At 57.9% G+C, this 14,252-nt stretch carries 14 protein-coding genes and 1 tRNA gene; 4 read left to right on the top strand and 11 right to left on the bottom strand.

What is annotated here, in order from left to right:
* Positions 1 to 10 precede the first annotated feature (10 nt).
* Complete coding sequence (locus MHY22_RS07725) at positions 11 to 841, top strand: RecB family exonuclease (protein WP_239278808.1); 831 nt, start codon at positions 11 to 13, stop codon at positions 839 to 841.
* A 12-nt stretch (positions 842 to 853) separates the two neighbouring features.
* Here the strand turns inward: MHY22_RS07725 and MHY22_RS07720 are convergent, their stop codons facing one another.
* The 9 genes from MHY22_RS07720 to MHY22_RS07680 all read right to left on the bottom strand — a co-directional run bounded on the left by MHY22_RS07720 (position 854) and on the right by MHY22_RS07680 (position 10,560).
* On the bottom strand, positions 854 to 2,521 hold the full coding sequence (locus MHY22_RS07720; RefSeq protein WP_239278807.1) for a formate--tetrahydrofolate ligase: 1,668 nt from the start codon (positions 2,519 to 2,521) through the stop codon (positions 854 to 856).
* Between the two features lie 139 nt (positions 2,522 to 2,660).
* The gene (locus tag MHY22_RS07715; RefSeq protein WP_239278806.1) at positions 2,661 to 3,968 is read right to left on the bottom strand and encodes an anaerobic C4-dicarboxylate transporter; all 1,308 of its coding nucleotides are present in this window, start codon (positions 3,966 to 3,968) and stop codon (positions 2,661 to 2,663) included.
* A 354-nt stretch (positions 3,969 to 4,322) separates the two neighbouring features.
* Entirely contained in the window at positions 4,323 to 5,882 is a 1,560-nt protein-coding gene (gene aspA, locus MHY22_RS07710; RefSeq protein ID WP_239274247.1) for an aspartate ammonia-lyase, read from the bottom strand.
* A 110-nt stretch (positions 5,883 to 5,992) separates the two neighbouring features.
* Complete coding sequence (hisG, locus tag MHY22_RS07705; protein WP_239278805.1) at positions 5,993 to 6,838, bottom strand: ATP phosphoribosyltransferase; 846 nt, start codon at positions 6,836 to 6,838, stop codon at positions 5,993 to 5,995.
* A gap of 29 nt (positions 6,839 to 6,867) precedes the next feature.
* On the bottom strand, positions 6,868 to 7,131 hold the full coding sequence (locus MHY22_RS07700; RefSeq protein ID WP_204609052.1) for a phosphoribosyl-ATP diphosphatase: 264 nt from the start codon (positions 7,129 to 7,131) through the stop codon (positions 6,868 to 6,870).
* A 52-nt stretch (positions 7,132 to 7,183) separates the two neighbouring features.
* On the bottom strand, positions 7,184 to 7,906 hold the full coding sequence (locus tag MHY22_RS07695) for an HAD family phosphatase (protein ID WP_284814771.1): 723 nt from the start codon (positions 7,904 to 7,906) through the stop codon (positions 7,184 to 7,186).
* A gap of 127 nt (positions 7,907 to 8,033) precedes the next feature.
* Complete coding sequence (locus MHY22_RS07690) at positions 8,034 to 8,417, bottom strand: hypothetical protein (protein ID WP_005324796.1); 384 nt, start codon at positions 8,415 to 8,417, stop codon at positions 8,034 to 8,036.
* A gap of 24 nt (positions 8,418 to 8,441) precedes the next feature.
* Positions 8,442 to 9,680: a cysteine--1-D-myo-inosityl 2-amino-2-deoxy-alpha-D-glucopyranoside ligase gene (mshC, locus tag MHY22_RS07685; RefSeq protein WP_239278804.1), complete on the bottom strand. Its 1,239-nt coding sequence runs from the start codon at positions 9,678 to 9,680 to the stop codon at positions 8,442 to 8,444.
* A gap of 25 nt (positions 9,681 to 9,705) precedes the next feature.
* Complete coding sequence (locus tag MHY22_RS07680) at positions 9,706 to 10,560, bottom strand: undecaprenyl-diphosphate phosphatase (RefSeq protein ID WP_239278803.1); 855 nt, start codon at positions 10,558 to 10,560, stop codon at positions 9,706 to 9,708.
* A gap of 66 nt (positions 10,561 to 10,626) precedes the next feature.
* Between MHY22_RS07680 and MHY22_RS07675 the strand changes: the two genes are divergently transcribed.
* Positions 10,627 to 11,673 carry a hypothetical protein gene (locus MHY22_RS07675; RefSeq protein WP_239278801.1) on the top strand — a complete coding sequence of 349 codons (1,047 nt, stop codon included), beginning with the start codon at positions 10,627 to 10,629 and terminating at the stop codon, positions 11,671 to 11,673.
* Between the two features lie 4 nt (positions 11,674 to 11,677).
* Positions 11,678 to 12,793, top strand: coding sequence for a quinone-dependent dihydroorotate dehydrogenase (locus MHY22_RS07670; protein WP_239278800.1), 1,116 nt, complete (start codon positions 11,678 to 11,680; stop codon positions 12,791 to 12,793).
* Between the two features lie 90 nt (positions 12,794 to 12,883).
* Here MHY22_RS07670 and MHY22_RS07665 read toward each other — a convergent pair whose 3' ends face one another.
* Positions 12,884 to 13,276: a hypothetical protein gene (locus MHY22_RS07665; protein WP_239278799.1), complete on the bottom strand. Its 393-nt coding sequence runs from the start codon at positions 13,274 to 13,276 to the stop codon at positions 12,884 to 12,886.
* Positions 13,276 to 13,815, bottom strand: coding sequence for a YbhB/YbcL family Raf kinase inhibitor-like protein (locus MHY22_RS07660; protein ID WP_239278798.1), 540 nt, complete (start codon positions 13,813 to 13,815; stop codon positions 13,276 to 13,278). Before MHY22_RS07660 ends, MHY22_RS07665 begins: the two co-directional genes overlap by 1 nt.
* Positions 13,816 to 14,042: 227 nt before the next feature.
* Between MHY22_RS07660 and MHY22_RS07655 the strand changes: the two genes are divergently transcribed.
* Positions 14,043 to 14,128: transfer RNA gene (locus MHY22_RS07655), tRNA-Leu, on the top strand.
* Positions 14,129 to 14,252: the final 124 nt, after the last annotated feature.

The raw sequence follows: 14,252 nt of genomic DNA, 5'->3' as shown, positions 1-14,252 counted from the left end.
TAGATACACCATGGCTACTTCATCTACACCCCGCCCACTCGCCCTGTCGCCCTCGCGCGCCTCCGACTATAAGCAGTGCCCGCTGCTCTATCGCTTTCGCGCCATTGACAAGTTGCCCGAGCCCAAGACCATCGCGCAGGTCAAAGGAACCCTTGTGCACGCCGTTTTGGAAGAGATGCACAAGCTACCGCGCGAAGAGCGCACCTATCCTGCCGCAGTGAAGATGATTAAGCCCTCCTGGGCAGAGATGACCGCCAAAGACGAGGAACTTTTAGAGCTCGTGCCAGAAGAAGACACCTACGACTTCTTCGTCGCTGCCAGGGAACTGCTCAAAGGCTATTTCCAGATGGAAAATCCCCAAGGCTTTGATTGCCAAGAAACAGAGATGTACGTCAATACGGTCCTGCCCAATGGCGTCCCCGTCCGCGGCTTCATCGACCGCGTGGACCGCGCCCCAACTGGCGAGGTCCGAGTCGTGGACTATAAAACCGGCAAGAAGCCACTTCCCCGCTATTCCCAGGATGCGCAATTCCAGATGCGCTTTTATGCGCTGGTCTACTGGCGCATTCTAGGCACCATTCCCCACCAATTGCGTCTGATGTACCTCAAGGTCTTGGACTCGATGTTTCTTAGCCCAAACCGTGAGGAACTCGAATACTTCGAGCGCGATCTCGGCGACCTGTGGGCAAAGATTGAGGCCGACGGGCGCGCCGGGGACTTCCGTCCGAAGCCATCCAAGCTCTGCGGATGGTGCGCCCACCAGGATCTCTGCCCGGAGTTTGGCGGCACCCCGCCGCAGTACCCGGGCTGGCCGGGTTCCGCGGCAGATACGAAGGACTAGCGCCCCACCTGCCTAGAAAAGGCCCGAAATGGTGCCCTGCTTATCGACGTCGATATTATTGGCCGCCGGCTTCTTCGGCAGTCCCGGCATCGTCATGACGTTGCCTGTGAGCACAACGATAAATCCCGAGCCGGTGCGCGGCAGCAATTCGCGCACGTGCAGCGTATGGCCTTCCGGCGCCCCCAGAGCAGAGGCATCATCGCTGAAGGAGTACTGCGTCTTAGAGATGACCACCGGCAGCTTGTCCCAGCCATTGTCCTGAATGTACTTGAGATCCTTGAGCGCCTTTGCCCCGTATTCCACACGGTCCGCGCGATAGATCTCGCGCGCGATGGTCTCGATGGAGGCCTCGATTCCCTCCTGCGGATCGTAGAGCTGCTTGGCTCCTCCCTGTAGGTTCTCCAGCAAGGTCTCTGCCAGCTTGGTAGCGCCCGCGCCACCCTCGGACCAGACATTGGCTTCCTCCAATGCCACCCCGAAGTCTTCGGCCCACTGCCGCATGAACTCGCGTTCTGCCTCGGTATCGGACCAAAATAGGTTGAGCGCAACAACTGGCTTGATCCCGAACTTGCGTAGGTTTTCTACGTGGCGCTCTAGGTTGACTATGCCCGCCTTGAGGGCATCCAGGTTTTCCTCGGTGAGCTTATCCTTGGCCACACCGCCGTTGTATTTCTGCGAGCGGATGGTGGCAACGACCACGGCGCCAGCAACATCTAGGTCGCCAAAGCGCGCCTTAATGTCGACGAACTTTTCTCCGCCGAGGTCGGAGCCGAACCCGGCCTCGCTTAAGACGACATCGCCAAATTGCAGTGCGGTGTGGGTTGCCAACAGGGAGTTGCAGCCGTGCGCAATATTGGCGAACGGACCACCGTGCACCAAGGCCGGCACGCCGCCAAGGGTCTGTACAAGGTTCGGGTTGAGAGCATCACGCATGAGCGCCGCGAGGGCACCTTCCGCATCCAAATCACGGGCGGTAACAGGGCGCTGATCATAGGTGAACCCAATAGTGATATCGCCGAGGCGCTTCTTTAGGTCCTCGAGGTTCGTGGACAAGCACAAGATGGCCATGATTTCGGAGGCCGCGGTAATGGTGAAACCGGTTTCTGCAGGCACACCGTGAGCCGGCCCGCCCAGGCCGGTCACCACGTTGCGCAGGGCACGGTCGTTGACGTCCATGCACCGCTGCCACGTCACGCGCCGCGGGTCGATGCCCAAGGCGTTGCCTTGATGGATGTGGTTATCAATGATGGCGGCCAGGGTATTGGTTGCAGAGGTAATGGCGTGAAAATCGCCGGTGAAGTGAAGATTGATGTCCTCCATGGGGACAATCTGTGCATAGCCGCCGCCAGCCGCGCCGCCCTTAATACCCATCACTGGTCCTTGGGAGGGCTCACGCAGGGCAACGATGGCCTTCTTGCCCAACTGATCTAGAGCGTCGGTAAGGCCGATGAGCACGGTGGACTTGCCCTCGCCGACAGGTGTGGGCGATACGCCGGTGACAAGCACCAGCTTGCCCTGATTTTCCTTGGAATAGTCCACCTTGGTGATATCGACTTTGGCTTTGGTGGTGCCATAAGGAATCACGGCGTCGGCAGGAATGCCCGCCTTGGCCGCAATCTCCGCGATTGGCTGCAGGTGGTGGGCTTGGGCAATTTCAACATCGGATGGCTGAGTAGTCATGTCCTTAGCCTACCGAGCTCGCGAGTTAAATAACCCGCATTTTTGAAAGAAAGTGAATTGAATCAATCCTCCTGTCCACGCTGCGATCCAAAAAGGCGCCCTCCAGGGGCGCCTTCCGGGTGGACTTGTCGTCTACCTCTTAAAGGATGACGAGGCCGAATGCGTAGCCTAAGAGGACAGAAACCGCGATGCTGACCGTGCCTGGGATAAGGAATGGGTGGTTGAATACAGCCTTGCCGATTCGAGTCGAGCCGGTATCGTCCATCTCCACCGCTGCCAGCAGCGTTGGGTAGGTCGGCAGGATAAATAGAGCCGAGACGGCTGGGAAAGCAGCGACTGCGGTAAGGGGGCTTACGCCCAGAGCCAGGGCTGCTGGCATGAGGGCCTTGGTCGTAGCGGCCTGCGAGTACAGCAGCGCTGCGGCGAAGAACAAGACCACCGCGAGCAGCCACGGCGAAGACTCAATAACGCTACCAGCCATAGACTGAATATCGTCCATGTAGTGGTTGATAAGGCTGGTACCCAACCAAGCAACGCCTAGCACACAAATACATGCGGACATACCGGACTTAAATACCGGCGTATTGAGAACATCCCCCGCCGGGAACTTCGTCATCATGACGATGATGGTGGCCGCGGTAAGCATAACCGTCATAATTGCCTCATTACGTGGCAAGGTTGGTTCTGCGATTAGCCCGACCTGCTCCGAGGTCAGCGTGGCCCATGCCATCACGATGACGATGGCTACCAGGAACACCAGAACAGAAGCCTTGGCACCCTTCGGCGGCTGGAAGTTCTCAGCCCCCAGTGGTTGCTTAACCAAGCCTTGCGCCTTGCGCTCCTGGTACACCGGGTCATCATCTAGTTCCTTGCCAAACTTATTAGCAATCCACGCAGCTGGGAAAATAGACAGGAACGTTGCCGGAATGACGACTGCTAGCACCTGCAAATAGCCCACTCCAGCTGGCTCCAACAGGCTGGCTAGGAGAACCACTGCGGCAGAAATAGGCGAGGCACAAATTGCCATCTGAGAGGCAACTACCGCAATGGAAAGCGGGCGTGAAGGGCGAACCTTGCCTTCTTTAGCTACCTCAACAATGACCGGTAGCGTGGAGAATGCAGTGTGGCCGGTACCGGCCAGCACCGTCATCAACCAAGTAACGATGGGCGCGTAGAACGTAATCCGCTTCGGGTTTTTGCGCAGAAACTTTTCTGCAATGTGCACCAAGTAGTCCATGCCACCAGCCCTCTGCATCGCGGCGATGGCGGCAATGACGGTCATGATGATACCGATGACGTCGAACGGGATGTCTTCCCTAGTAATGGGGACACCGGTGAGACCAAGGGCCAACACACCGAGGCCGCCGGCCATACCGATACCAATTGAACCAATCCTCGCGCCCAAGAAGATGGCGGCGAGAACGATGACTATATGAACAATAACCATGGACATACTCCATACGCTCTGTATGCAAACTAAGGGCACGCGTCTCCATACAGAGTGCATGCCGTCCTCAACATCTTCTATTGTGCACCTATCACGTCGATTTATTCACTCGAATTGTCCGTTTGTGTTGATTCCCACATGTATTAAGCGTCTCGCTATAAGACGGTCGGTATCCTTCTCCGCATTCGCCCAGCACAGGGCCATAAAAGGAAACTAGCTACCGCCGATTCCATGCACGCAAAAGACCCCTACAGCCTTCGCCAGTTTTCCTTGTACATCAAGAGAAAATGGCAGAGACCGTGGGGGTCTACTATGCGGGGCGCTATGCCCTACTGCTTCTCAAAAGCCGTGTCTTTAGTCCTCGTCGATGAAGAGCTGACCGCGGAACTCTGGGTGCATTAGGTTTTCAACGGACAGAACCTTGTTCAAGGTAGCCTCATCGAGCAAGCCCTTCTCCAAGACGAGTTCCTTGACGCCCTTGCCGGTCTCCAGGGACTCCTTGGCAATCAGGTCACCGTTGTGGTGGCCGATGAACGGGTTGAGGTAGGTGACGATACCAATGGAGTTTTCCACGTAGGCACGGCACACGTCTGCATTAGCGGTAATGCCGGTGACGCACTTTTCGTGCAGGGCGTCGACGGCGTTACCCATGATGCGAATGGACTGGAATAGTGCCTCGCCGATGACCGGCTCCATGACGTTGAGCTGCAGCTGGCCAGCCTCAGCGGCCATGGTGACGACATGGTCATTGCCGAAGATCTTGAAGCAGGTCTGGTTCACAACCTCCGGGATAACCGGGTTGACCTTACCCGGCATGATGGAGGAGCCGGCCTGACGGGCAGGCAGGTTGATCTCAGCCAGGCCAGCGCGTGGACCGGAAGACAGCAGGCGCAGGTCATTACAGATCTTGGCAAGCTTCATTGCTGCGCGCTTGATGGTGGCGTGCAGTAGCACATAAGCGCCACAGTCAGAGGTTGCCTCAATGAGATCGCGGGCGGTCTTCATCTCCAAGCCGGTGACCTCAGACAGAGCTGCGGTGACCTGGTGGCGGTAGCCGGCCGGGGTGTTCACGCCGGTGCCGATTGCGGTTGCGCCCAAGTTGATCTCGAGCAGGCGACGCTGTGCATCGCGCAGCAATGCCTGCTCCTCGTTCAGGTTATTGGCAAAGCCCTTGAACTCATCACCCAAGGTCATCGGAACCGCATCCTGAAGCTGAGTACGACCCATCTTCAGGATGTCCTGGAACTCATTGCCCTTGACCTGGAATGCGGCACGCAGACCATCCATGCGCTCAATGAGGTGATCCACTGCTGCATGCAGACCCAAGCGGAAGCCGGTCGGGTAAGCATCGTTGGTGGACTGGGACATGTTCACATCATCATTCGGGTTGATGATGTCATAGGAGCCCTTCTCCTCACCGAGGTACTCCAGCGCGAGGTTGGCAACAACCTCGTTGGTGTTCATGTTCAGCGAGGTACCAGCGCCACCCTGGAAGACGTCCAGCGGGAACTGATCCATGCAGCGGCCCTCTTCCAGGATCTGGTCACAGGCCCAGATGATGGCTTCAGCCTTCTTCTTTGGCAGAACGTGCAGGCGGCGGTTTGCCATGGCGGCCGCCTTCTTGACCTGGACCATGCCGCGGATGAAGTGCGGGATGGTGTTGATGGTCACGTAAGAGATCTGGAAGTTCTCCATGGCGCGTACGGTGTGCACACCGTAGTAAGCGTCAGCGGGAACTTCCAAGGAGCCAAGAAGGTCGGTCTCGGTGCGAGTCTTCTTGCTGGAGTTCTTAGGTGCCTTTTGTTCGGCCACCTTCTGCTGTGCGGCGTGAGTGGAAGTGTCAGCTTCCTTCTTCTTCACGTCCTTTGCTGCAGACTTGGTGTCCTTTTCTTCTTTCTTAGAGGACTTTGCCATGATGGCTCGGCTCCTTTGCCTGTCGAGACTTATATTCGAATGAGTAACCTCAAGCGCTAATGTTAGCCACGACTGAATCTATTTGGGCCGACCCAGAGAAATTGATCCCCCTAAAAGCGGGCGATGCGTAAATCAGAAGCCAAAATTGCTTCCGCGCCGAGTTGGGAAAGTCGGTCCATGACTTGGTTGGCTTGTTTCTTCGGAACCATCGCTCGCACTGCCACCCAGTTCTCACGCGCTAACGGCGACACCGTAGGACCGGTCAATCCTGGAGTAATACCAGCGGCTGCGTCGAGGTTGGATTGAGCGATGTTGTAGTCGATCATCAGATAGGTGCGAGCGTGCAGAATTCCCTGAATGCGGTCGAGCACTACCTGCTCTTCCTCGGTGACCTCTACCCCCGTGCGCTTAATGACTACCGCCTCGGACTCGATGATCGGCTCCCCGAACGGCGCTAACCCTTGCTGACGCAAAGTAGTACCAGTTGACACGACATCAGCAATAACATCGGCAACCCCTAGCCGGATGGAAATCTCTACGGCCCCGTCCAATCGAATAACATCGGCCTCAATCCCATGTGCGGCGAGGTTTGTGCGGACAAGGTTGGGATACGACGTCGCAATCCGCCGCCCGGCTAGTTGAGAGATATCCCACTCCTCCCCCTGCGGGGCTGCGTACCGGAACGTGGAGCCACCAAAGCCTAACGGCAAAACTTCATCAAAGCTCGCTTTAGAGTCAAGTGCCAAGTCCCGGCCCGTAATGCCTAGGTCTAAGACCCCGCGGGCGACATAGATGGCAATATCTTTCGGCCGTAGGAAAAAGAATTCTACCCCGTTAACGGCATCTACCACGTTGAGCGCCTTGGAATGCCCGCGGCCCTTGTAACCGGCCTCTGTAAGGATTTCCACTGCAGCTTCTGACAATGAGCCCTTATTCGGTACAGCAATCTTGATCATGCGGATCCTTCCATCCTGTGGGGTGTTGCCTAGAGGTACTTATAAAGGTCTTCAGGGGTAAGTCCGCGCTTGAGCATCATGACCTGAGTCCAATAGAGCAGCTGGGACATCTCTTCCGCCAGCTCATCGTCGGACTGGTACTCAGCGGCGATCCATACTTCCCCGGCTTCTTCGATGATCTTTTTACCAATGAAATGCTCGCCTTTATCCAGCGCGGCAACGGTGCCAGAACCAGCTGGACGCTGGTCGGCCTTCTCAGCTAGTTCGGCGAAAAGAGTCTCAAAGTTCTTCACGTCTACCTATTGTTCCACAGGTAGATAGAGAATGTAGGGGAACTCTGAATTTCTATTGCCGCGCCGAAATCTTAGCGAACCACTTATAGACGTCAGTGGCCTTAGCTCCCGCGAGGTGCCGCGAATCGCGGAGGCGAGAAATTTCGGTGACTTCGGTCGGTACCTGAACCTGATCATCTTCGGGCAAACCGATAACCGCACAGCCGGCATCAACTGCGGCGCGCATGCCGGTTGCGGAATCTTCAAAAACTAAGCACTCCGCGGGATCTGCGCCAATGCGGCGGGCGGCCTCGCGGTACATATCCGGCGCTGGTTTGCCGGCAGGAACCTCATCCCCGCAGATAGTATCGACGAAATAGTGCCGCCCCAACGCATTGATAGCAGCGTCAGCGACATTGCGCTCGGTATTGGTAGTGACCATCATGGGCACCCCATCCGCTTTCAGTTCCTGAAGCAGTGGAGGGATTCCCGGAAAGATTTCCAGCTGGCGAGCAAAAAGGCCTTTGACATAGTCAAACATTCGGGCGCGGTAACGCTCGCTGTCCTCGGGGTGCAGCGCCACCCCCGCATTATCCGCGCAGATTGCCAAGGTGGTATCAAAGGTCGCGCCCACAGTAGCTAGGCGCTGGGTGGGAGTGAGCCGTTTGCCCAGCAGTTCTGAAAGATAAAACGTTGCCTCCGCCCAAAGGGGCTCCGAATTAGTGAGGGTGCCATCCATATCCCAGAAGATGGCGGCGGGCTTAGTCAGGCCGGAAACGGCGGTGGAGTGCGGCACGAGAATAAAGCTAGCTTTCTCTATCAGGTAGGAAATAGTTTCGCCGTTCACGCTGTGGGCACACGGCGGCAAAAGCCAGCCGCGCAGTTAGCGCGAGCTGGCGCTTACTAAAGCGGAAGGGTCAGAACTAAAAATCCAGTTCCGGAATCTGCGACAGGGCTTCGTCGTCTGCTCCGGTGGCCGCGCTGGCGTTATAGATAAGCTCAGAGAGCTCTTCCTTTTCCTCTGGCTCGAGAACGGCATCGTGTTGAGCGCGATTAAAATCTGCCAACTTGCGAACGGTCTTGGACAAGACGGTGACCAACTGTGGTCCGTCAGGATCGTCCGGAAGAGCATCCAGCCCATCGAGCATCTGCTCAAGGTGGCCGCGCAGCTCTGGGAGGACGTTGGCGTCAAACGGTGCCTCCCAGAACTCCTTTTCCTCTTCCTTGAGGTAATCGCCGGTGGCGAAGGACTTCAGGTCACTAATGAACTCATCTACGGTGGGCTGGAAATCGGCGCGAATGCTCATGCTGTAGATACTGCCCTATCTTGCCTAAGCCCGCACGCCGAGGAGCGAATTTAGTGCGGTGCGAACCAATTCGGCCGCTCCGTCCTCGTCCGTGCCGCGGTCGGCCTCTGCCCACTCATCCACGGCATCGAGCGCGGCCGGGGTATCAAGATCGTTGGCGATTGCGGCACGCAGCTTGGCGACGACCTCTTCGGCCCCTGCCATGCTTCCCGGCTGCGCCAGGGCCTCCCGCCATGCGGCGAGGCGGCGTTTAGCGCCGTCGAGCACCTCGTCGGACCAGTCGCGCTCGTCGCGGTAATGGCCCGCGAAGACACCCAAACGGATAGCGGAGGGATCTTCACCCGCTTCTACGAGCTTGTGAACGAAGACGAGGTTGCCCAAGGACTTAGACATCTTGACCCCGTCGAGGCCGATCATGCCGGTATGCACGTAGAACTGTGCCATGCGATCAACGTTGAGGGCGGCCTCGGCGTGGGCAGCGGAAAACTCATGGTGTGGGAACTTCAGGTCGCTGCCGCCACCCTGGATATCAAAGGAAGAACCCAAGCGGTTAGTAGCGATGGCGGAACACTCAATATGCCAACCCGGGCGACCAGGCCCAAAGGGCGACTCCCAGGCTGGTTCGCCCTCGCGGTGGGCTCGCCAGATAAGCGCGTCGAGCGGATTTTTCTTTCCTGGGCGGTCTGGGTCGCCACCGCGCTCGGCAAAGAAGGTGCGCATCTCGTCGGCAGAGTAATTGGACTCATACCCAAAGCGCTCGGTGGCCTCGATGGAGGCGTAGATATCTGGGTGCTCGGGGTCGTCTACGACGTAGGCCGCTCCGGCGTCGAGAAGCTTCTGCACCATTTCCACGATTTCATCGACGGCCTCCATGGCACCGATGTAGTCCTGCGGCGGGAAAACGGAGAGCAGCTCCATATCGGAACGGAAAAGGTCAATTTGAGAAGTGCCGAGCTCACGCCAATCTACACCGTCGCGTTCGGCACGTTCGAATAGCGGATCATCGACGTCGGTGATGTTTTGGACGTAGTGAACTTTCTTCCCGGCATCCAGGAACGCCCGGTAGATAAGGTCAAAGGTCAGGTAGGTGGCGGCATGGCCCAAGTGGGTGGAGTCATAGGGCGTGATGCCGCACACGTACATGGTGGCGGTATCCCCTGCGACCTCTACGGGAGCGATGGTTTGGTTCGCAGAATCGTACAAGCGCAGCTGTGCCGCATCACCCGGCACAGGGCGGAAGGAAGGTAGTGGCCAAGAATGCATAGCCACCATACTAACGCGGTGTGCCTTAGAGCGGCTGCAGGACTCCCAGTGCCAGGAGGATCATGACGAGCACGCCGACCGGGATGCGGTAAGCGGCAAACCAAGAGAAGGAGTGGTTACCCACAAACTTCAGCAGCCACGCAATGGAGGCGTAGCCCAGTACAAAAGCGATGCCAGTGCCGACCAGAAGCTGCAGGCCGGAGGCGGACTGGCCGGATTCGGGAGAAAAGGCGTCGGGAAGCGAGAAAAGCCCCGAAGCCAGCACGGCTGGAATGGCGAGCAAGAAGCTAAAGCGAGTGGCTACCTCGCGGTCCAGTCCCAGGAATAGACCACCGGAAATGGTGCCGCCGGAGCGGGAAACACCCGGAATGAGCGCCAAGCATTGGCACAGGCCCATAACAATGGCGTCTTTCATGGTCAACTGGTCAAAGCTGCGTTCCTTCTTACCCATTTTTTCTGCAGCGATGAAGACCAAGGAGAAGAGAATGAGCATTGCGGCGGTAATCCACAGGTTGCGCAGGGCGCCACGAATCGCATCCTCGAATGCGAGGCCGACAATTCCGATGGGAATGGAACCCACGATGACCATCCACCCCATGCGCCAGTCCTGGCCACGAGAGGACTTATCAGCCCAGCCGCGGAACCAGCCGGAGAGAATTTGCCAAATCATTGGGGCAAAATAGACCAGCACAGCCAGCTCCGTACCCAGCTGGATAACTGCGGTGAAGGACGCGCCGGCATCGTTGCCCCAAAAAAGTTCGGAAACAATGCGCAGGTGACCGGAGGAACTTACCGGAAGAAACTCGGTAAGCCCCTGCACGATGGACAAAACAATGACCTGCGCCCAAGAAACAGCGTCAGTTGCGGTATTAGAAATCACCCGCTTCACACTACAGCCGCGCTGGGCTTCGAGTTTTTACAACGCGCGCTGTTAGGATTAGTAGCCGTGAAATCTCAATCTGGCTCCGCACTTATCCTTTCTAGTTTGCTGGCGCTTAGCGCCACCGCGTTGGCCGCCTGCCAGCCCGAAGTGGGCGTGGGCGCCGATCCAGAGACCGCGGTCAAGGGCAATGCCACCCCAGCGGTCTCCCCGGCTAAGGCGGATCCGGAAGGCACTGTGGTCGACCTTAAGGCAGACATCACTGACCTTGCCGCCTTTGATGGCTCGCTGGCGGTGCGCACCAAGGACGAGCTTCTCATCGGTAGCCAGAAGGATTTTGAGAGGAAGAAGGCTACCACCCTAGACATTTCTGCGGAGTGTGGTGACCTCAGCTCCTCTGCCTCGGGCTTCGTCCTCGCCTGCCCGGACAAGGTTCTCCTCATCGATCCTGCATCCCCATACTCTCCCCAAGAGGTCGATATGGAAGAGGACTCCCCCGTTACCGCCGCCACCCAGCTATCCAGCGGCGAGATCTTCGCCACCTCGGCCGATTCCACCACGGTAGGCATTTATAAGGACGGCAAGCGCGACGGAGATATCGAGGTGGAAGCGGGCTCGGACCAGCTATTGGCCGTGCCCAATTCCTCGGGCGATGACGGAGTGGTACGCATCCACCGAGAGGATTCCACCATCCAAAACGTGGACTGGACGAATGATCGTGCGGGCGGCCGACTGCGCGTTGGCCAGGGAGTCGGCAGCATCACGGTGGGCGATAACGGCGTGGTCCTCGCCTCCGATACCGAGGGCGGACGCTTGGCTATCTACACGTCCGATGACGTCGTCCGCCTGCACCAATACGGCAACGTAGAGGGCACCCCGTGGGGCGTAGCCTGGGATAATAAGCGCAATCTGGCGTGGGTGAGCGCCACCGATACCAATAAGGCTCATGCCTATGAAATTGGCAAAGGCGTACCAGAGCTGCGCGGAGATCTCTCGACCGTGCCGGATGCGCAGAATATTGCCCTGCTTGGCGACGGCACCTTTGTCGCCGCCTCCGCCACCGGCCACGGGTTGCAGTTCGTGGACACCCCGCACCTGAAGAAGGAGTCTTAACACCATGACCAGCACTATTGACCAACTGCGCGCGCAGGCCTACCAGCTTGCTCTGCGGGGCATGTTTAAGCTGAGCCCAGAGCGCATCCACGAGATTATTAACACTGCGCTCAGCGGGCTGCAGGCGGCCGGGCCAGCTAACCGAGCCCTAGCAAAGATCCTGCCGGTCAATGATCCAGTGCTGCGCCAAGAGGTCTTCGGAGTAGAATTCCCCCGCCCGTTGGGACTTGCCGCCGGGTTTGATAAGAACGCCGCAGCTGCTGATACGTGGACTCCCATTGGTTTCGGTTTTGCAGAGTTGGGCACCGTCACCGCCCAAGCACAGCCCGGCAATCCTGCTCCGCGGCTTTTCCGCCTGAAGGCCGATAAGGCCATCTTGAACCGGATGGGCTTTAATAATAAAGGTGCGGCAGCCGCCGCGGAAAACCTGCGCAAGCGTCGCTACAGCGATGTCATTGGCATCAATATTGGCAAAACCAAAGTCACCCCTGCCGAGCATGCAGTAGAAGATTACCGCCGCTCCGCGTCGGTATTGGGCGACTTGGCAGATTTCCTGGTGGTCAACGTTTCTTCGCCGAATACCCCGGGCCTGCGCGACCTGCAAGCAGTGGAATCGCTGCGCCCCATTCTCTCCGCCGTGCAAGAATGCACCGCGGTTCCGGTGCTGGTGAAAATTGCCCCGGATCTTTCTGATGCTGACGTTGACGCCGTGGCAAACCTAGCCCTCGAGCTCGGGCTCGACGGAATTGTAGCGACAAATACCACCATTTCCCGCGAGGGGCTCAAGACTCCAGCCGCCGAGGTAAAGGAGATGGGTGCCGGTGGCGTATCCGGCCCTCCGGTAGCCGAGCGCTCCCTAGAGGTACTGCGCCGCCTCAATGAGCGAGTCGGCGACCAGCTCACCCTCATCTCCGTGGGTGGCATCTCCACGCCGGAGCAAGCATGGGAGCGCATCACTTCCGGTGCTTCCCTACTGCAGGGCTACACCGGTCTCATCTACGGTGGTCCGGACTGGATCCGCGATATCCACCGCGGCATTGCCGCTCAAATCCGTGCCCACGGTTTGAGCAATATTTCCCAGGCGGTTGGTTCCGGCCTCCCCTGGAAGCCTTTGGATTAGTCCGACCCAAGGTTGCACAACACAAGGTCCGCCTACCTCTCCTGCTGCACGCAGAGGAAGTAGGCGGACCCTTTGTTTTTGCGGTGCTGACTAGGTCTGCGACATGGCGCTGCGCTTGAGAATCAGTGCGCACAACACCGCGAAGCCGGCGTAGAACACGACCCAAAACTGTGGTTGCGTGAATAGGATATCGCCGGGCACAAAGCGGCTTGCTGCAATAATCACAATGGCGATGACCAACGCTGCAACCTGCGCGCGGCTTCCCGCCTGACTTTTGCTCATGGTACTAAAGGCGCCGACGATGATCGCGGCGACAATAATCGCCACTTTGGAATACGTCCATTCGAAATCGGCACCCCAACCATCCGTGAAGACGGAGATTAATGCAAAGAGGACCAGCACGAATGCGACCACCATGAAGGCGCCGCCCACCCGCAGCGCCGTCGGCGGGCTAGGCTGCGATGAAGTAGAGCCACTAGCCATTACTTCGCCTCATACCAGCCCCACAAAATGGCGCGACCAAGAGCATGGAAATGCAGGTTGAACCCAAGCACGGTCGGCGAAGCATCTGGGTCGATATCGAGCTTCTCTACATCGACTGCATGGACGGCGTAAAGGTAGCGATGCGGGGCGTGTCCGACAGGCGGGTTCGCACCGAAGTAGGTGCGCTCGCCCGAGTCGTTGCGCAAGCTGATGACGCCGTCAATACCCAAGTCCTCGGCGGCACCGGCATTGGTAGGCAGCTCGCTTACCTCGACGGGGATATTGAACGCCGCCCAGTGCCAGAAACCAGAAGCCGTTGGCGCATCGGGGTCGAAACAGGTCACGGCCAGGGACTTGGTGCCTTCCGGCAGTCCAGACCAGGCAAGCTGAGGCGATACGTTCTCTGGGGCGCGGAGCTTTTCCTGCAGCTCGTCTCCTTCCACCACATCAGTGGACGAGAGAACGAAGGAAGGGACATCGCGCAGCGGTGCGTAAGGATCTGGACCAGGAAACCGAGAATCATCTGCGTAAGAAGTCATAGACCCATTTGTACCCCACCTCACAAGGCGATGTCGATGTGGTGTAACCGCCGCGGCCTGCATAAATTCTGCTGCACACGTGGAAAGCCCCTACCCAGACTTACAACCATGTATTTCCACACGCCGTTAATATTTGCTTTTTCACGCCACACGCAGGCGATTTGTAAAGCAAGCCTCGAGCAGGATACAGTATCGGAGTGCCCAGCCGAGAGGCTGACAAACACCCTGCCCGGGTGGCGGAATGGCAGACGCGCTAGCTTGAGGTGCTAGTGTCCTATTAACGGACGTGGGGGTTCAAGTCCCCCCTCGGGCACAATGTGAAGTCTCGAGACATCGTTCCGGTCGATGCCTCGAGATTTTTCGTTTTCAGTTGCCCTGTTGGGGGTCAAGTTCGTTGTCTTTCTTGTTGTAATAGATTTTTTCTTCGGTGAGTGTGT

This window comes from Corynebacterium sp. ACRPO (genome assembly GCF_022347205.1).
Classification (GTDB): Bacteria; Actinomycetota; Actinomycetes; order Mycobacteriales; family Mycobacteriaceae; genus Corynebacterium.
This window is presented reverse-complemented; position numbering and strand designations above follow the sequence as displayed.